This window comes from Microbispora rosea (assembly GCF_900156315.1).
GTDB classification, from domain to species: domain Bacteria; phylum Actinomycetota; class Actinomycetes; order Streptosporangiales; family Streptosporangiaceae; genus Microbispora; species Microbispora rosea.
Window position 1 is genome coordinate 1 of the sequence record NZ_FTNI01000033.1, and the last position, 16,936, is coordinate 16,936.

Here is a 16,936-nt window from a genome sequence, read left to right on the forward strand (position 1 = left end):
AGGCCGGAAGTGGAAGCGCAGTAATGTGTGGAGCTGACCGGTACTAATAGGCCGAGGACTTGACCATATTATGCTCGCGTTCACTATGTGATCTCAGAGACAGCAACCCTTGTGGTTGTGTGTTTCGTGGGGTTACGGCGGTTATGGCGGTAGGGAAACACCCGGTTACATTCCGAACCCGGAAGTTAAGCCTGCCAGCGCCGATGGTACTGCACCGGGGACGGTGTGGGAGAGTAGGACGCCGCCGGACAATCTTTGGTATGTGGGAGGGCCATCCTGGTTGGGGTGGCCCTTCCGCATTTCCGGGGGGTGTTTCCTTCTTCCGGGTTCCCGTGGTGGGTGTTTCGCCGGCGGGTGTGTTTGTTTTCCCCCGCGGCTGGTTGCGGGTGTGGTGGGTGGTGCCCCGGTCATGGTTGGCCGGGGCTTTCGCATGTCCAGGGCCCGTTTTGCGGGGTGTCGGCGGCGTTGCTGAGGTGTGTTGAGGTGTTCCGGGACGCCATGGGGAATGCGGTGCGGGAGGACCGGAGCTTCCGGCGGGCGTAGTGACGTCCCGACCCACCCGACCTCAACCACCGGGCAGACGCTTGACGAGGTCATCAAGGCAGGGACAGCCCTGCGGCTGGAGTCACCCGGGCGGCTCGGCGCGCCGGGAGGACAGCGGCGAGGAGTCCGGCAAGGGCGGCGACAAGGACGACGATGCCGAGGGACAACCACGGGACGTGCATGGTGGCGTCGCTGAGAGCCCGCTTCACGATCGTCTCGTAGCCGACCCAGGCGAACCCGACGCCGATAACGGTGCCGAGCAGGGTGGCCGCCACTGACAGCAGCACCGCCTCGGTCGCCAGCATCCGCCGTAGCTGTCTGCGGGTGAGCCCGAGTGCGCGCAGCATCGCGTGTTCGCGGGCGCGTTCGAGCACGGAGAGCCCCAGGGTGTTGGCGATCCCGATCAGGGCGATCAGGACGGCGATGCCGAGCAGGCCGAGCGCCGACCAGGTGTAGATTCCCAGCTGCTGGTCCAGCGACTGCCAGGTCCGCAACCCGTTCTCGGTGGTCGCGCCGACCGGATCCGCCAACTCGTCCAGGGCGACACCGAGCCGAGCCGGGTCGGCTCCGGAGGAGGCGCGGATCCAGATGACACGAGGTTCGGCGGCGTCGGTGAGCGTCGCCAGCGTCTCGGGCGCGACCACGCCGGCTGGGCCCCAGCCGGTGCCGACGGCGACCTGTAACCGGGCTCGCCGGTCGCCGACGCGCACGGTGACCGGGTCGCCGGCTCGGAGACTCAGGTTCTTGCCGAAGGCCTCGGAGTCGATTCTGATCTTTCCCGGTCCGACCCGGGCGAACGCCCCGCCGTCGCGGGCCACCTGCGCCGCGGCCGGTGCGGCGACGACCGGGATCGGGTTGTCGAGTCCGGCCACTCGGGCCACGGCGCCGTCGACGGCAATGGCCTGGTCCACACCGGGAGTGTGACGCACGCGTTCGAGGAGGTCGGTGGTGACCGGCTCCTTAGGCGAGGTGAGAGCGACATCGACGGGGTGGTCCCTGCCGATCTGCTCGTCCATCGACGAACGCCACGTGGCCATCCCGGTGAGCACGGCGGTCGTCAGGGTGATGCCGACCAGCAGGGAGGCAGTGGTGGTAGCGGTCCGCCGCGGATTGCGCACGGCGTTCTTGGTCGCCAGCGTCCCGGCGGGGCCGAGCAACGCGCCGATGATCCGAACCAGGCGGGGAACGAGCACCGGTCCGAAGATGAGCACGCCGGCGAACACCGCTCCGCCGCCTGCCACCATGACCGGCGTACTGCCCCGGGCCATCGCCACCCCGAGCAGGACCAGCCCGACGACCAGGAGGATCGCGGCGAGTGCCGGCCGCACCAGGCCGGTGGCCGTCCGCACGTCGACCGGGGCATCTGGGCGCAGCGCCGCCAGAGGGCTCACCCGCACCACCCGCCGGGTCGGCAACCAGGACGCGACCATGGTGACCACTAGGCCGATGGCGAACCCCCCGAGCAGCCAGGGCGTGGGCAGTGCGGCGGCGCCCATCGGAATGGCGGGCGTGAAGGCGTTGATCAGGGCGACCAGGCCGTACCCGAGACCGATACCGATCAGTGTCCCGGCCAGCGACGCGAGCACCCCGACGACGGCCGCCTCGCGGCGTACCGAACGCACCACCTGCCGCCGGGTCGAGCCGATGCAGCGCAGCAGTGCGAAGTCGCGGAGGCGTTGGGCGAACAGGATGGAGAACGTGTTCGCGATGACCAGGACCGAGACGAAGATCGCGATGCCGGCGGACAACAGCAGCATCACCGACAGGCTGTCCACCCTGTTCTGGACATAGGTCAGCCGCTCCGCGGCGAACCCGTCCGGCGACTGCGCCTTGGCGCCTTCCGGGAGCCGGCCCACCTCCCCGCGCACCGCCACCGCGCTCACGTGGAGTTGGTCGCGCCACTGCAGCAGCTGCGTCCAGGTGACGTACATCGAGGCCTGGGCCGGAGGCGAGGGCGACTCCACGAGACCGACCACTCGTACGTCGCGAGCGGCGGCGCCCTCGCCGATCCGAACCCGGTCGCCGACCTCGACATTCTCGGCCAGCGCGAAATACACGTCCGCCACCGCCTCGCCCATCGCTGCCGGGAAGCGGCCCGAGCTGCGCTTCTGCCAGCGCCATTCCTCCGAGGTGGCGATCGGCCCGACGGTCGTCTCGGAGAGCCGCCGGCCGTTCGCGCGCGCCGGCAGCGTCGCCCGGCCTGTCGCGGCCGCGTTCTCATCGTGTTGCTCGGCGTAGGCGATCGCGGTCTTCGGGTCCAGCTCGTTTGACGGCCACCCCGCCGCCGAGACCACGTGGTCGGCATTGCGGTACGGCGCCCCCAGGCCGTCCATGAGTCCGCTGTGTGCCCCGGACGTGAGCACGCCGACCACGACGACGAAGGCGACCGCGACGGCGACCGCGACGGCCGCTGCCACGTACCTGCGGATGTGGGTGCGCAGCGACGCGAGGAAGACGGTATGCATCAGACAATCCGCCCGTCCTGCATGGTGACCACGTAGTCGGCGTACGCCGCCGCGTCCCGCTCGTGCGTGACCATCACGACGGTCTGGCCGAGCTCGCGCGCCGACCGGCGCAGGTGATCCAGCACCTCCGCCGACGTGGTGCTGTCCAGGTTTCCGGTGGGCTCGTCGGCGAACAGCAGGTCCGGCTGGGTGATCAGCGCCCTGGCGATCGCGACCCGCTGCTGCTGACCGCCGGACAGCTCCGCGGGCCGGTGGCCGAGCCTGCCGGCCACGCCGAGGATGTCGGCGAGCATGTCCGCGCGCTCCCGTGCCGCGTCGTCGACCCGGCGACCGCCCAGTTCGAGCGGGAGCATGACGTTCTCGCCCGCGGTGAGCATCGGCAGCAGGTTGAACGACTGGAACACGAAGCCGATGTGCTCGCGGCGGAAGACCGTGAGCGCGTCGTCGTCGAGAGATCCGAGGTCGGTGCCGGCCACGGTGACGGTGCCACCGCTGGGCTGGTCTAGTCCGGCCAGGCAGTGCATCAGCGTGGACTTGCCCGACCCGCTCGGCCCCATGATCGCGATGAACCTGCCTCGCGGGAGGTCGAGGTCGGTGCCCCTCAGGGCATGCACCTCGGCGTCGCCTTGGCCGTAGGTCTTGGTCAGGTTCCGCGCGCTGGCGGCCACGGTGCCCTGAGTGGCTTGCCCGCTGGTGGCCGTCATGGGGCTGTAGGTCATGCCTGCAGTCAAGGCATCGTGGGGTTGCCGGCGCGTATGCGGTTTTCGATATGCCGAGGATATGTTCCGGCTCGTAGGCTCGAGAGTATGCGTGTGTTGATCGTCGAGGACGAGCCCTACCTGGCAGAAGCCGTCCGCGACGGCCTGCGCCTGGAAGCGATCGCCGCCGACATCGCCGGTGACGGCGACACCGCTCTCGAACTGCTGACCGTCAACGCCTACGACATCGCCGTCCTCGACCGCGATGTCCCCGGCCCCTCCGGGGACGAGATAGCCAAGCGCATCGTCGCCTCCGGCAGCGGCATGCCCATCCTCATGCTCACCGCTGCCGACCGGCTCGACGACAAGGCCTCCGGGTTCGGGCTCGGCGCCGACGACTACCTCACGAAGCCCTTCGCACTCAAAGAACTCGTGCTCCGTCTCAGAGCACTCGACCGCAGGCGTGCCCACAACAGACCACCCGTACGCGAGATGGCAGGCCTGCGTCTGGATCCGTTCCGCCGTGAGGTCTTCCGCGACGGCCGCTTCGTCGCACTCACCCGGAAACAGTTCGCCGTGCTCGAAGTCCTCGTGGCCGCCGACGGCGGCGTCGTCAGCGCCGAAGAACTCTTGGAGCGGGCATGGGACGAGAACGCCGACCCTTTCACGAACGCCGTCCGCATCACTGTCTCGGCACTGCGTAAACGGCTCGGCGAACCCGGGATCATCGCCACCGTGCCCGGCGTCGGCTACCGCATCCACACGAAACCCGACGCCGGGCGTGAGGAACGGGTCCGTGGATAGGGCGCCTGGGTTGACCGTTCGCATCAAACTCACCCTCAGCTACGCCGGGTTCCTCATGCTTGCCGGCGCCTTGCTGCTCACTGCCGTGTGGATGTTCCTGCTGCGCTACGTACCCGACGGTTGGCCCGGCCTTCTCGGCGTAACACCCAACCGGTACCTCCTCCTGGTCACCTTCGCGCCGGCCGCGGCCGTCGTGTTGGTCTTCCTGCTGGTGTTCGGCCTCGTGGGAGGGTGGATTCTCGCCGGCCGCATGCTCGCTCCGCTGACCCGCATCACGGACGCGACACGCGTGGCCGCGAGCGGGTCGCTCTCCCACCGCATCCACTTGGAAGGCCGCGGGGACGAGTTCCGCGAACTCGCCGACGCCTTCGACGCCATGCTCGCGCGGCTCGAAGCACATGTCGCCGAGCAACAGAGATTCGCGGCCAACGCCTCGCACGAATTGCGCACCCCGCTGGCGATCTCGCAGTCACTTCTCGACGTGGCCCGCAGCGATCCGGCACACGATCACGGCGAACTCGTCGGCCGCCTTCACGCTGTCAACGCTCGAGCGATCGCCCTCACGGAGGCGCTACTCCTGCTCAGCCGCCCTCACCAGGAGTCCGTCGCCCGAGAACCCGTCGACCTGTCCCTGCTCGGGGAAGAGGCCGCCGAGACACTGCTCCCGCTCGCCGAGAAGCGCGGTGTCACGATCGAGACCTCCGGTGAGATCACCATGGTCGGCGGATCGCATGCGCTCCTGCTGCAGATGACGACGAATCTCCTGCACAATGCGATCGTGCACAACCTGCCCGAACGGGGCAGCGTGCGGGTCACGACCAGCGTCCGCCCCGAGACCGCGGTGCTCACCGTCGAAAACAGCGGCGAGAGACTGTCTCCAGAGTTGGTCTCGACGCTCACCGAACCGTTCCAGCGGGGCACCGGAAGAGTACGCGACGACCACACAGGCGTCGGTCTCGGCCTGGCGATCGTCAAGAGGATCACCCAGGTACACGGCGGATTCCTCACCGTCGTCCCCCGCCCCGCGGGCGGACTCCGTGTCGTCGTCGAGCTGCCCGCACCACCATCGAAGGCGGGCGAACAGTCAGGCACGCGAATTGACACCGGTCAGCAGCGGGGGATAGGACCTGACGGTGAGCCGTGGATCGACGCCGCCCGAGGTGACCGCTGAGCGAATGGTCCGGGTCCCCGCAGGGAGGATTCTCCTTCGGGACGAGGGGACACAGACGAACCGGGTGGCGGAGGTCGAGGAATTCCTGCTCGCGCCATATCCGGTGACCGCCGAGCTGTATCGATGCATCACTAACGAGACTCCGTCGAACTCAGGGGAGCCGCTGACGCCGGTGACCGAGGTCTCGTGGAACGACGCCGTTCGGTTCTGCAACCTCCTCTCGGAGACGGCGGGGCTGACTCCGTGCTACTCGATCGGGGGAGACGCCAACGCCCAGGACGTGATCTGCGACTGGGATGCCGACGGCTACCGGCTGCCGTCCGAGGCGGAGTGGGAGTACGGGTGCCGGGCCGGGACGACCGGCGTGCGGTACGGGGAGCTTGACGAGATCGCCTGGTATCGGGAGAACTCGGACGGGCGGGTGCACGACGTCGGGTCCAAGGAGCCGAACGCGTGGGGCCTGTACGACATGATCGGAAATGTGTGGGAGTGGTGCTGGGACGTCTACGACGCCACGGTGTACGGCCCCTACCGCGTGTTCCGCGGGGGAGGAGCGCATGACCTGCCCCGGGGATGCCGGGCGTCGTGCCGCCGCAAGAGCCACCCGACGTTCCGCATCGACGACCTCGGCTTCCGCCTCGCCCGATCGGTCCGAAGCCCATCTGTCTGAACCGCTCTGTCTGAGCTGACTCTGTCTGAACCGGCTCTGTCTGAACCGGCTCTGTCTGAACCGGCTCTGTCTGAACCGGCTCTGTCTGAACCGGCTCAGTCCGAATCTGCTCCGTCTCGCTGCGCTCCGCCGGAGCGTGGCCGTTATGCCGGCGGCGTGACCGCGGCCTTCAGCAGGGGCTCGATGCGGAAGGGGATCTGGGTCGACAGGGCGATCGTGGTGTCGGTCCGCTGGATGGCGGGTGAGGCGAGGATCCGGGCGATGATCTCCTGAAGGTGCGGGGTGCTGCGCGCGGCCACACGGCACAGCAGGTCGGCCTGGCCGCTGGTGCCGTACACCTCGAGGATCTCCGGGACGTCGGTCAGCCACTGCACGGCCTCGGTCAGCCGGCCCTGGGCGATCTGCAGGGACGCGAAGGCGAGGATCGGGTAGCCGATCTGCTCCGTCGCGATCGTCGGGCCGAAGTCGCTGATGACGCCGCGCGCGGTGAGCTTGTCGAGCCGCGCCTGCACGGTGCCGCGGGCCACGCCGAGGAGGCGGGCCAGTTCGGTGAGCCCGATTCGGGGGTGGGCCCGCATGGTGGTCAGCAGGCGGCTGTCGAGCGCGTCGAGCATGCGCCGAGGGTACGCCTCGACTGAGCGGATCGACCAGTGCTACCCACCCCGAACGCGCCGTTTTGAGCGTTTCGCACACCTCAACTGGTCACTCTTGCCAGCCAAACGATTACTTGCTGTCCTATGGGAGTATGTTCGAAGAAGCGCAGTATTTCGCCCCGGTGGCGACGAAGGATGACGGGTCCGTCGTCGTCGAGTTGGCCACGAGCCACCCCGGTTTCGCGGACGCCGTCTATCGCCAGCGGCGCAACGCGATCGCGGCGCTGGCGCTCGGTCACACCCCCGGTGATCCCATCCCCATGGCCGAGTACACCGACGAGGAGCACCACGTGTGGGCGCTCGTCACCAAGGAGCTGGCGGTCAAGCACCAGAAGTACGCGGTGCGCGAGTTCCTCGACGCGGCCAAGCGGCTCGGCCTGCCGGAGGACCGCATTCCGCAACTCCAGGAGGTCGGCGACCTCCTTGAACCGCTGACCGGGTTCCGCTACCTGCCGGCGGCCGGGCTGGTTCCGCTCCGTGAGTTCTACGGCGTCCTGGCGGACGGCCTGTTCCACTCCACCCAGTACATCCGGCATCATTCCGTGCCCTTCTACACCCCCGAGCCGGACGTCATCCATGAGGTGATCGGGCACGCGAACACCCTGGCCTCGCCCCGCTTCGCCGCGCTGTACCGGGCGGCGGGCCGGGCGGCGCGCCGGATGGAGACCGACGAGGCGCTGGAGTTCGTGTCCAAGGTGTTCTGGTTCACCATGGAGTTCGGCGTCATGCGGGAGGACGGCGAACTCAGGGCGTACGGCGCGGGGATCCTCAGCTCGTACGGCGAGATCGAGGAGTTCCGCGGGATGGACATCCGCCCGCTCGACCTCGCCGCGATGGGGACCACCCACTACGACATCACGAAATACCAGGAGGTGCTCTTCGAGGCGGCCTCGTTCGACCACCTCGAAGACACGGTCGGGACGTTCTGGGACACCTGCGACGACGACACGATCGCCCGTCTGCTCGCTACGTCCTCGGCGTGAGCAGGCCCCCGAGCAGACCCGGCAGCAGGCCCGGAAGCAGGTTCAGCGCGCGCCGACGATCAGCAGGGCGTCGCCGACTCCCCGCTCCGCGCCGTCGGACGGACGGTTGACCACCTTCTTGCCGATGACCATGGTGGTAGACCCGCCGCCGTCCAGGTTGATCGCGTCGCGTGCGCCGAGCCAGCGCATGAGCTCGGCGGCCTCGAAGAACGAGGCGCCGATCGTGCTGCCCGGCGCGCGGCCGTCGACGACCGCGATGAGGAGCTTGCCGTCGCGGGTGACGCCCGCGAGCGTGCGCGGGTGGCGCCGCAGGATCATGTTGGTGTTGGCCATGCCGTCCCGCGCCGCGGTGATGGAGGTCCTGCCGTTCCGGACCAGGCCGATCGCGCCGCCGATGATGTTGGTCTCCGGGGTCAGCGGGATCGCCTTGTTCGTTCGCAGGTCGGTGACCCGGGTCGTGACCGTGATGGTCGTGCCTTCGCCCGCGTGCTGCGCCAGCCAGCCGGCGGCGGCTCCGACGCCGTGCAGCACACGGGTGCCGGGCTTCACGGGACCGCCGGACCCGCGGACGGCGGTCACCCTGCCGGCGGCGTCGAGGACCACCTCGGTCCCGTCGTCCTGCGGGGTGTCCCGTCCGAGTTCCTCGGTGTACATGACCAGCTCGTCCGGCTTCGGCACGCGGTTGAGGCCGGTCACCTCGGCCGTGGCCCCGTCTGCGGCCCGGGCGGCGACCGAGGACGACAGCTCGGTGACGCGGGCCGTACGGCCCCGCAGGACCAGGCCCACGCGGCCGGCGACGGCCTCGCTGAGCAGCTTGCCGCCGACGACGGAGATGCCGGTGGGGTCGCCGCGGAAGGCCGGCAGCGTGTGGATGTCGAAGAAGCCGCCGTTCACGGCGGCGAGCGCCTTGGCGGCGGAGGCCATGGCCGAGACCTTCTCCCGAGTGGCGACGCTCGTACCCAGGGACGCCCGGTAGGAGCCGCGGAACGTGCGCGGGTCGACGACGATGACCCGCACGCTCCACGGGCCGGTGGTGACGAAGCCGTCGTCGCCCTGGAAGTCGACCTTCGCGCTCACCCCGGCGTCCTTGAGCTGCTTGACGACCTCGGCGGCCTCGGCCTTCCGGTCGAGCGGCCAGCTGCCCACCCGCACCATGAAGTAGTCGCCGGCGGGGTGGTCCGCGACGGCGGGCCGGGTGAACTTCACGATGACGGGTTCGAGGCCGGCCATCTGTACGGCCGTCGCCTGGGCCTGCGCGTTGGCCTCCGACATGAAGTCCTTGCCCTTGACGACGACGCTGACCGTGTATCCGTCCTGCGGCGTGCCGTGGTGGAGGGTGAAGTAACCGACCCCAGGGGCCAGGCTCTTGGCCGCCGACTTCGGGATCCCGGGCTCGCCGAGCGGGAAGCTCGTCGCCGGCAGCCCGGCGACGGGCTCGGCGGCGGCCGGAACCGAAGGGACGGTCGTCGTCAGGGCCAGTACGGCGGCCCCGACGACAAGGCGGCGTCTCATGCGATTACTCCCCATTGCTGATCCTTGCGGGACCATCGTGGCGACAATCACCAACCGAGACGAGCGAAACGCGGCAAAGCGCATGAAATTCCCAACAATAAACGGGCACTTGGGGACATAGGCCCATAAATGTCAGGGAGTGGCGGAGTCGATCTCCCGGGCCCGCTGGACGAACTCCTGCGCGGACCGGGCCTCGATGTGGACGAGCAGCCCGTCGCGCCGCCGGGACATGCCCCAGTAGTGGGCGGTGGCCTCGCCCCACCAAATGGTCCATTTGGGGAAACGTGCGGACAGAGCCCGAACCACGACCGTCGGGCTGATTTTGGGTTCGCTCATCGTGGGCACGTTTTGAGGTAAGCACGATTCAGGCAGTGAGCGCGAGTATACGAAGAGTAGTCAGGTGCGATAGGACTTACACCCGGGACGACATACCTACCTTCCGGGTGTCGGCATCTCCGCAAGGAGCCGCCCATCGAACCCTGTAACGGTCAAATCGTCTGCTCCGGCCATCGTCTCCGCTGCGACGAGCGCGGTGACGACGGCCTCCCGGCCGGAACGACGGCCCTTCTCGATCAGGTGGTCTCGCGGCGGAAGGTCTCCAGGGCCAGAAGCGCGACGTGCAGCGACAGGCACGACTCGACGTCGTCGAGATCGGTGTCGAGGACCCGCTCCAGCCGCCGCAGCCGGTCGTAGAACGCGGGCCGGGACAGGTGGGCCTTCTGCGCGGCCACCGCCTTGTTGCGTCCCGCGTCGAGATAGATGCGCAGGATCCTGGTCAGGTCGCCGTGCCGCTGGGCGTCGTAGGCCAGCAGGGGCCCCAGCTCGCGCTCGGCGAAGGTCTGCAGCCGGGCGTCGTCGCGGAGCAGGTGCAGCAGGCCGCGCAGCCGCAGGTCGGGCAGGCGGTAGAACGGCCGCCCGTCGGGCTGGCGCACGGCGACCTCCGCCACCTGCTCGGCCTCCAGGAAGCCGCGCCGTACGTCCTTGATCGACTCCACGACCGAGCCGGCCGCCAGCACGAACGGCGTGGCGAAGTTCGCCCGCAGGCGTTCGGCCAGCGCGCCGAGCGCGGTCTCGGCGGTCATGCGGGGCGGCAGCGGCAGCAGCACTCCGACGCGGCTCTGGTCCAGCGCCCCGACCAGGGCGGGCAGCTTGGCCTCGCGGCAGGCGGCGGCGCCGGCCTCGGCGAGCTCGCCCAGCCTGGCCTGCTCGCCCAGCGCGGTGCCGGCGGGCGCGGTCAGCCGGATGACGGCGCCGACGAGCCTGCGGCCGGTGAGCGGGACCCCGACGGCGCGGGCGCGGGCGGCGGCCTCGTCGGGGTCGGCGTACGCGTGGGTGAGGATGCCGGTCAGTATGGTCCCGTGCGCCTGCCGTTCCAGGGACTCCTGGTGTCGCTCCAGCAGGCGGCCCAGCGCGAGCGTGGTCGCCGCGCGTTCGGCGAGCACGATGTCACGAGGGCTGGGCTGGCCGTCGCACAACAGGATGAGCCGTCCCCAGTCCTGGCCGCGGGCGCCGACCATGGTCACCAGCCAGCCGGCCGCGGCGTCGTACGCGGTCCGCTCCGAGGGCATGACCGCGCGCGACCTGGTCTCCCAGTTGGCCAGCAAGCTCCCGGTGTCGCCCCCGGCCGCGTCGCACGCCAGGACCTGGTGGGCGAGGTTCTCCAGCAGCACAGGGTGGCCGGAGAAGCGGGCGACCTGGTTGAGGACCTCGGCCGGGGACGCGCCCTCGACCGACAGCTCGGTGAACACCTCGTGCAGCTGCTCGGAGGCCCGCAGCTCCTGGAGCTGGATGTCGATGATGCGCGCGTGGACCGACTCGGTGATCTGGACGAAGGGCGTCTCACGGGAGAGCGTGATCAGCGGCAGCCCGTGCTCCTCCGCGGCCTTGACCACCGCTCTCGGCAGCTCGCGGACGAACCGCCGGCCGAGCTCGACGATCAGGCCCGAGGCGCCGACGGCGGCCAGCTCGCCGATGTAGTCGGCCAGCTTGTCTGGCTCGCTCGGCAGCGCCACCCCGGTCGTGAGGACCAGCTCGCCGCCGCGTAACAGGTGGGCGATGTCGTGGACCTCGCCCACGTGGACCCACCGGACCCGGGTGTCCAGCCGGTCGTCGCCCGCCACCACCCGGGGGCTGCCGCGCCGGACGGTGTCCAGTGCGAGCACGTCCGCGACCGTGGGGAGCATGTTTCAGAGGCTACCTGATCATTATGTAAGGATGACCCCCCACTGGCTGACAGTGTGCAGGTCTCAACCGGACACTCCCCGTAGGCGTGTGCCGAGACCGTCGAGGAGGGCCATCAGCCCGAACTCGAAGGCGAGCCGCCGGGCCACGAGCGGGTCGAAGTCCTGCTGCGCGTAGGACTGGTAGCGCTCCAGCAGGTTGGGCCGGTCGGAGGCCAGCTTCGTCATGATCGGGTCCACCGCGGCCTGCAGCTCCGTCATGCTCGTGCCGCTCGCCTTCAGCGAGCTGATGAAGGCGACCTCGGGGATCGTGGCGCCCAGCGTGTACGACACGACGGCCGTCATGGCGTAGTCCACGTCGATGCCCTCGAACCCCGCGCGGACGAAGGCGCCCATCAGCCGGTCGGACGCGGTGAGCGCGTTCGGCCCGAGCGCGGGGACCACGCCGATGAGGCTCGCGCTCCACGGATGGTCGAAGACCGCCTGGCGCATGGCGTAGGCGAAGACGCTCGCCGCCTCCCGCCAGCCGGCCGCCTCTGGCACCACGACGCCCGAGTAGACCTCGTCCATCACGAGCTCGATCAGCTCGTCCTTGTTGGCCACGTGCCAGTAGAGGCTGGTCGCCCCCGCGCCGAGCCGGGCGCCGAGCTTGCGCATGCTGAGCGCGTCGAGGCCTTCGGCGTCGAGCAGCTCCACGGCCGCCCGGACGATCTGGTCGCGGCTGAGGCCCTGCTCGCGCCCTCCCTTGCGCGCGCGGGTCCAGACCGAGGAGAACGGCTTCGCTGACACGGCCTCACAATATTCGCTCGCACGGTGTTCGATTGAGTCGTACAGTGTCCGACACTACTCGCACACTGTTCGAGGTGACCTTCATGTCCCATCCCCGACGCTGGTGGATCCTCGGCGTCCTCTGCCTGAGCCTGCTGACCCTGGTCGTGGACAACACCGTCCTGAACCTGGCCATCCCGTCTCTCATGCGCGACCTCGGCGCCACGCCGTCCGACGTGCAGTGGGTCATCGACGCCTACGTCCTGGTCTTCGCGGGACTGCTGCTCACCGCGGGCAGCCTGTCCGACCGGTACGGCAGGCGGCGCATGCTCGTGATCGGCCTGGCGTTCTTCGGCGGCGCCTCGGTGGTGGCCACGCTCGCCACCGAGCCCTGGCAGCTCATCGCGGCCCGCGCGCTGATGGGCGTCGGCGGCTCCTGCGTGATGCCGTCGACCCTGTCGATCCTGATCACCGTGTTCGACGAGAGCGAGCGGCGCAAGGCCATCGCCGCGTGGAGCTCGGTCGCCATGGTCGGCGTCATCGCCGGCCCGACGGTCGGCGGGTTCCTGCTCCAGCACTACTACTGGGGCTCGGTCTTCCTGATCAACGTGCCGATCGCGGTGCTGGCGATCGTCGCGGCCTTCGCGCTCATGCCGGAGACGTACGGCGAGACGCGGCGGGCCGACCCGCTCGGGGTGATCCTGTCCACGGCCGGGATGGGCGGGCTGGTCTGGGCCGTCATCTCGGCGCCCGGCGGGCACTTCAACCCTCTCGCGGTGGCGCTCTCGGCGGCCGCACTGCTGGCGTTCGTGCTGTGGGAGCGCCGCACCCCCCACTCGATGCTGCCGCTCGGCCTGTTCCGGGACCGCTCGTTCAGCGGGGCGTGCTTCTCCATCGTGCTGCTGTCGTTCGGCGCGGGCGCGCTCATGCTGGCCATCACGCAGTATCTGCAGTTCGTCCTCGGCTACGACCCGCTGAAGGCCGGGTTCGCCCTGCTGCCCTACGTGGTGGCGGCGTTGGTGTTCAACGGCCTGGGCGCGTCGCTCGGCAAGAAGGGGAGCAACCGCGTGCTCATCGTCTCCGGCCTGGTCGTCATGGCCGCCGGGTTCGTCCTGCTGTCCACGCTCACCGGCGGATACGGCACGCTGATCGCCGGTCTGATGGTCATGGGGGTGGGCGGCGGCCTGGCCGGTCCCGCGGCGTACGCGACGCTGATGGGCGCGGTGCCGCCCGAGCGCGCCGGGGTCGGCTCCGCGCTCAACGACACCGTGCAGCAGGTCGGCATGGCGCTGAGCGTGGCCGTCCTCGGCAGCGTGCTCGCCGCCGCGTACACCGCGGCCATGCCGGAGTCGGCGCCGCCGGCGGCGCGCGAGTCGATCGGCGTCGCGGTGACCCTGGGCGACCCCGCCGTGGCCGCCGCCGGGCGCGAGGCGTTCGTGTCGGCGATGTCCGTCGGCTCGTGGGTGGGCGCGGGCTGCTCGCTCGCGGCGGCCCTGGTCGCGCTGCTGGTGCTGCGGCGGAAGGCCGCAGCGCCGGCTCCCGGTCAGGAATCCGCAGAGCCCAGCACTGTGTAACTGGCGTTCGAGGTATCCCATACAGGCTGACAGGTGAGTCGGTCGCCCGTCAGCCGGGATACTCGGAGCATGTCGGACCTTCTCGCACGCCATCGCGCGGTCATGCCGAACTGGATGGCCCTCTACTACAACGAGCCGATCGAAATCGTCGGCGGCAAGGGGAACCGCGTCGTCGACGCGAACGGGAAGAGCTATCTGGACTTCTTCGCCGGGATCCTCACCAACATGATCGGGTACGACGTGCCCGAGGTGCGCGACGCCGTCGAGCGCCAGCTCGCCACCGGCGTCGTCCACACCTCGACGCTGTACCTCATCCGCAGCCAGGTCGAGCTGGCCGAGAAGATCGCCCGCCTGTCGGGCATCCCGGACGCCAAGGTCTTCTTCACCAACTCCGGCACCGAGGCCAACGAGACGGCCCTGCTGCTGGCCACCTACGCCCGCGGGTCCGACCAGGTGCTCGCCATGCGGCAGAGCTACCACGGCCGGTCGTTCGGCGCGATCAGCGTGACTTCCAACCGGTCGTGGAAGAACAACTCGCTGTCGCCGCTCAACGTGCACTTCCTGCACGGCGCCGACCGGCACCTGACGCAGTTTCGCGGCATGTCGGACGCCGACTACATCGCGGCCTGCGTGGACGACCTGCGCCACGTGCTCGCCACGGCCGTCAGCAAGGACGTCGCCGCCCTGATCGCCGAGCCGATCCAGGGCGTGGGCGGCTTCACCATGGCCCCCGACGGGCTGTTCGCCGCCTACAAGGAGGTCCTCGACGAGGAAGGCATCCTGTTCGTCTCCGACGAGGTGCAGACCGGCTGGGGCCGTACGGGCTCGGCGTTCTTCGGGATCCAGAACCACGGCGTGACGCCCGACATGATGACCTTCGCCAAGGGGCTCGGCAACGGCTTCGCGGTCGGCGGGATCGTGGCGCGCGGCGACCTCATGGACGGCCCGCACGCCGTGGGACTGTCCACCTTCGGCGGCAATCCGATCTCGATGGCGGCGGCCAACGCGACGCTCGACTACGTGCTCGACCACGACCTGCAGGCCAACGCGGCGCGCACCGGCGAGATCATCATCTCCGGGCTGCGCGAGGCCGCCGGGCGGCTGCCCGTCGTGGGGGAGGTGCGGGGCAAGGGACTGATGTTCGCGATCGAGCTGGTCGATCCCGCCACCGGCGCGCCCGCCCCCGCGCTGGCCGCCCGCTTCATGGAGGAGACCAAGAGGCTCGGCCTGCTCGCGGGCAAGGGCGGGCTGTACGGCAGCACGCTGCGCATGGCTCCGCCGCTCACGCTCACCGAGGACGAGGCCCGCGAGGGCCTGGGCATCCTCGTCACCGCTCTGGAGGCCGTCAACGATGAAGCACGTTAACCACTGGATCGGCGGCGAGATCGTCGAGGGCGCCGGCCGTACGGCCGAGGTGTTCGACCCGGCGACCGGCGAGGTGAGCGGGCAGGTGTCGCTGGCCTCGGCCGAGGAGGTCGACGCGGCGGTCGAGGCCGCCGCGCGGGCTTACCCCGCCTGGCGTGACGCCTCGCTGGTGAAGCGCGCCGCGGTCCTGTTCCGGTTCCGCGAGCTGCTCGACGCGCACCGCGACGACCTGGCCGCGCTGATCACGGCCGAGCACGGCAAGGTGCACTCCGACGCGCTGGGGGAGGTGGCCCGCGGCCTGGAGGTCGTGGAGTTCGCCTGCGGCATTCCCCACCTGCTCAAGGGCGGCTATTCGGAGAACGTCTCGACCCGGGTCGACTCCTACTCGATCCGCCAGCCGCTCGGCGTGGTGGCGGGCATCACGCCGTTCAACTTCCCGGCGATGGTGCCGATGTGGATGTTCCCGGTGGCGATCGCCTGCGGGAACACGTTCGTGCTCAAGCCCTCCGAGCGTGACCCCTCCGCCTCCCTGCTCCTCGCCGAGCTGTGGCAGCGGGCCGGCCTGCCGGACGGCGTGTTCAACGTGGTGCAGGGCGACAAGGCGGCGGTGGACCGGCTGCTGGAGCACCCGTCCGTGCGGGCCGTGTCATTCGTCGGCTCCACGCCGATCGCGCGGTACGTGTACGAGACCGGCACGGCACACGGCAAGCGGGTGCAGGCGCTCGGCGGGGCCAAGAACCACATGCTCGTGCTGCCCGACGCCGACCTCGACCTGGTCGCCGACTCGGCCGTCTCGGCGGGCTTCGGCTCGGCGGGGGAGCGGTGCATGGCGATCTCCGTGGTGCTCGCGGTCGACCCGATCGGCGACGAGCTGGTCGAGAAGATCGTGTCGCGGGTGCGAGAGCTCGAGATCGGTCCCGGAGACGACCCCGAGTCGCAGATGGGCCCGCTCGTCACCGCCGCCCACCGCGACAAGGTGGCGTCCTACCTCGACCTCGGCGTCGAGGAGGGGGCCAAGCTCGTGGTCGACGGCAGGGAGACCCCCGTGCGCGGCGGCCGGGAGAAGGGCTTCTGGCTCGGCCCGACCGTCCTCGACCACGTGCCGCCGAACTCCCGCGTCCACCGCGAGGAGATCTTCGGCCCGGTGCTGTCGATCGTGCGCGTCCGCTCGTACGAGGAGGGCCTGGAGCTGATCAACACCGGCGAGTACGGCAACGGCACGGCGATCTTCACCAACGACGGCGGCGCCGCCCGGCGCTTCCAGAACGAGGTGGAGGTCGGCATGGTCGGCGTCAACGTGCCGATCCCGGTGCCGATGGCCTTCTACAGCTTCGGCGGCTGGAAGGCCTCGCTGTTCGGCGACACCCACGTGCACGGCACCGAGGGGGTCCACTTCTACACCAGGGGCAAGGTCGTCACCTCGCGGTGGCTCGATCCCTCCCACGGCGGCGTGAACCTGGGCTTCCCGACCAACGCCTGACGGCGCAGGCGACGCCCCGAGCCGGCGGGGCCCAGTAGGCTCGGGGCGTCCGTCTTTTGTCAGGGCAGGG

The 16,936-nt window shown here is 69.9% G+C and carries 14 protein-coding genes and 1 rRNA gene; 8 read left to right on the forward strand and 7 right to left on the reverse strand.

The window, feature by feature from the left end:
* Positions 1 to 133: 133 nt before the first annotated feature.
* Positions 134 to 250, forward strand: a 5S ribosomal RNA gene (gene rrf / locus BXA11_RS34150).
* A 346-nt stretch (positions 251 to 596) separates the two neighbouring features.
* On the opposite strand, the gene BXA11_RS34155 is transcribed toward rrf, so the two are convergent.
* Together BXA11_RS34155 and BXA11_RS34160 are read right to left on the reverse strand one after the other, a co-directional pair.
* Complete coding sequence (locus BXA11_RS34155; protein WP_076441257.1) at positions 597 to 3,008, reverse strand: ABC transporter permease; 2,412 nt, start codon at positions 3,006 to 3,008, stop codon at positions 597 to 599.
* A complete protein-coding gene (locus tag BXA11_RS34160) occupies positions 3,008 to 3,712 on the reverse strand; it encodes an ABC transporter ATP-binding protein (RefSeq protein ID WP_076441383.1) in 705 nt (234 codons plus the stop codon). The genes BXA11_RS34155 and BXA11_RS34160 overlap by 1 nt, the downstream gene beginning before the upstream one ends.
* Positions 3,713 to 3,814: 102 nt before the next feature.
* On the opposite strand from BXA11_RS34160, the gene BXA11_RS34165 reads away from it, so the two are divergent.
* The 3 genes from BXA11_RS34165 to BXA11_RS34175 are packed head-to-tail and all read left to right on the forward strand — an operon-like array spanning position 3,815 to position 6,351.
* Complete coding sequence (locus BXA11_RS34165; protein WP_076441259.1) at positions 3,815 to 4,510, forward strand: response regulator transcription factor; 696 nt, start codon at positions 3,815 to 3,817, stop codon at positions 4,508 to 4,510.
* Between the two features lie 10 nt (positions 4,511 to 4,520).
* Positions 4,521 to 5,681, forward strand: a complete 1,161-nt coding sequence (locus BXA11_RS34170; protein ID WP_275409788.1) for a sensor histidine kinase — start codon at positions 4,521 to 4,523, stop codon at positions 5,679 to 5,681.
* Positions 5,682 to 5,685: 4 nt separating this feature from the next.
* The gene (locus BXA11_RS34175; protein WP_076441261.1) at positions 5,686 to 6,351 is read left to right on the forward strand and encodes a formylglycine-generating enzyme family protein; all 666 of its coding nucleotides are present in this window, start codon (positions 5,686 to 5,688) and stop codon (positions 6,349 to 6,351) included.
* 143 nt (positions 6,352 to 6,494) lie between these two features.
* Here the strand turns inward: BXA11_RS34175 and BXA11_RS34180 are convergent, their stop codons facing one another.
* On the reverse strand, positions 6,495 to 6,965 hold the full coding sequence (locus tag BXA11_RS34180) for an Lrp/AsnC family transcriptional regulator (protein WP_076441263.1): 471 nt from the start codon (positions 6,963 to 6,965) through the stop codon (positions 6,495 to 6,497).
* Positions 6,966 to 7,096: 131 nt separating this feature from the next.
* On the opposite strand from BXA11_RS34180, the gene BXA11_RS34185 reads away from it, so the two are divergent.
* Complete coding sequence (locus BXA11_RS34185; protein ID WP_076441265.1) at positions 7,097 to 7,987, forward strand: phenylalanine 4-monooxygenase; 891 nt, start codon at positions 7,097 to 7,099, stop codon at positions 7,985 to 7,987.
* 42 nt (positions 7,988 to 8,029) lie between these two features.
* Here BXA11_RS34185 and BXA11_RS34190 read toward each other — a convergent pair whose 3' ends face one another.
* The 4 genes from BXA11_RS34190 to BXA11_RS34205 all read right to left on the reverse strand — a co-directional run bounded on the left by BXA11_RS34190 (position 8,030) and on the right by BXA11_RS34205 (position 12,468).
* Positions 8,030 to 9,499: a phosphodiester glycosidase family protein gene (locus BXA11_RS34190; RefSeq protein WP_076441267.1), complete on the reverse strand. Its 1,470-nt coding sequence runs from the start codon at positions 9,497 to 9,499 to the stop codon at positions 8,030 to 8,032.
* 132 nt (positions 9,500 to 9,631) lie between these two features.
* On the reverse strand, positions 9,632 to 9,835 hold the full coding sequence (locus tag BXA11_RS34195; protein WP_076441269.1) for a hypothetical protein: 204 nt from the start codon (positions 9,833 to 9,835) through the stop codon (positions 9,632 to 9,634).
* A 236-nt stretch (positions 9,836 to 10,071) separates the two neighbouring features.
* Complete coding sequence (locus tag BXA11_RS34200; protein WP_076441270.1) at positions 10,072 to 11,682, reverse strand: PucR family transcriptional regulator; 1,611 nt, start codon at positions 11,680 to 11,682, stop codon at positions 10,072 to 10,074.
* 63 nt (positions 11,683 to 11,745) lie between these two features.
* Positions 11,746 to 12,468: a TetR/AcrR family transcriptional regulator C-terminal domain-containing protein gene (locus BXA11_RS34205; RefSeq protein WP_076441272.1), complete on the reverse strand. Its 723-nt coding sequence runs from the start codon at positions 12,466 to 12,468 to the stop codon at positions 11,746 to 11,748.
* 83 nt (positions 12,469 to 12,551) lie between these two features.
* On the opposite strand from BXA11_RS34205, the gene BXA11_RS34210 reads away from it, so the two are divergent.
* The 3 genes from BXA11_RS34210 to BXA11_RS34220 all read left to right on the forward strand — a co-directional run bounded on the left by BXA11_RS34210 (position 12,552) and on the right by BXA11_RS34220 (position 16,866).
* On the forward strand, positions 12,552 to 14,021 hold the full coding sequence (locus BXA11_RS34210; RefSeq protein ID WP_076441385.1) for an MFS transporter: 1,470 nt from the start codon (positions 12,552 to 12,554) through the stop codon (positions 14,019 to 14,021).
* Positions 14,022 to 14,090: 69 nt separating this feature from the next.
* Positions 14,091 to 15,386, forward strand: a complete 1,296-nt coding sequence (locus BXA11_RS34215; RefSeq protein WP_076441275.1) for an aspartate aminotransferase family protein — start codon at positions 14,091 to 14,093, stop codon at positions 15,384 to 15,386.
* Positions 15,373 to 16,866: a CoA-acylating methylmalonate-semialdehyde dehydrogenase gene (locus BXA11_RS34220; RefSeq protein ID WP_076441277.1), complete on the forward strand. Its 1,494-nt coding sequence runs from the start codon at positions 15,373 to 15,375 to the stop codon at positions 16,864 to 16,866. Before BXA11_RS34215 ends, BXA11_RS34220 begins: the two co-directional genes overlap by 14 nt.
* Positions 16,867 to 16,936: the final 70 nt, after the last annotated feature.

Bases quoted from the DNA above. Each gene is read 5' to 3' on its own strand.
- BXA11_RS34155 (WP_076441257.1), bottom strand. From the start codon at position 3,008: ATGCATACCGTCTTCCTCGCGTCGCTGCGCACCCACATCCGCAGGTAC.
- BXA11_RS34160 (WP_076441383.1), bottom strand. From the start codon at position 3,712: ATGACGGCCACCAGCGGGCAAGCCACTCAGGGCACCGTGGCCGCCAGC.
- BXA11_RS34165 (WP_076441259.1), top strand. From the start codon at position 3,815: ATGCGTGTGTTGATCGTCGAGGACGAGCCCTACCTGGCAGAAGCCGTC.
- BXA11_RS34175 (WP_076441261.1), top strand. From the start codon at position 5,686: ATGGTCCGGGTCCCCGCAGGGAGGATTCTCCTTCGGGACGAGGGGACA.
- BXA11_RS34180 (WP_076441263.1), bottom strand. From the start codon at position 6,965: ATGCTCGACGCGCTCGACAGCCGCCTGCTGACCACCATGCGGGCCCAC.
- BXA11_RS34185 (WP_076441265.1), top strand. From the start codon at position 7,097: ATGTTCGAAGAAGCGCAGTATTTCGCCCCGGTGGCGACGAAGGATGAC.
- BXA11_RS34190 (WP_076441267.1), bottom strand. From the start codon at position 9,499: ATGAGACGCCGCCTTGTCGTCGGGGCCGCCGTACTGGCCCTGACGACG.
- BXA11_RS34195 (WP_076441269.1), bottom strand. From the start codon at position 9,835: ATGAGCGAACCCAAAATCAGCCCGACGGTCGTGGTTCGGGCTCTGTCC.
- BXA11_RS34200 (WP_076441270.1), bottom strand. From the start codon at position 11,682: ATGCTCCCCACGGTCGCGGACGTGCTCGCACTGGACACCGTCCGGCGC.
- BXA11_RS34210 (WP_076441385.1), top strand. From the start codon at position 12,552: ATGTCCCATCCCCGACGCTGGTGGATCCTCGGCGTCCTCTGCCTGAGC.
- BXA11_RS34215 (WP_076441275.1), top strand. From the start codon at position 14,091: ATGTCGGACCTTCTCGCACGCCATCGCGCGGTCATGCCGAACTGGATG.
- BXA11_RS34220 (WP_076441277.1), top strand. From the start codon at position 15,373: ATGAAGCACGTTAACCACTGGATCGGCGGCGAGATCGTCGAGGGCGCC.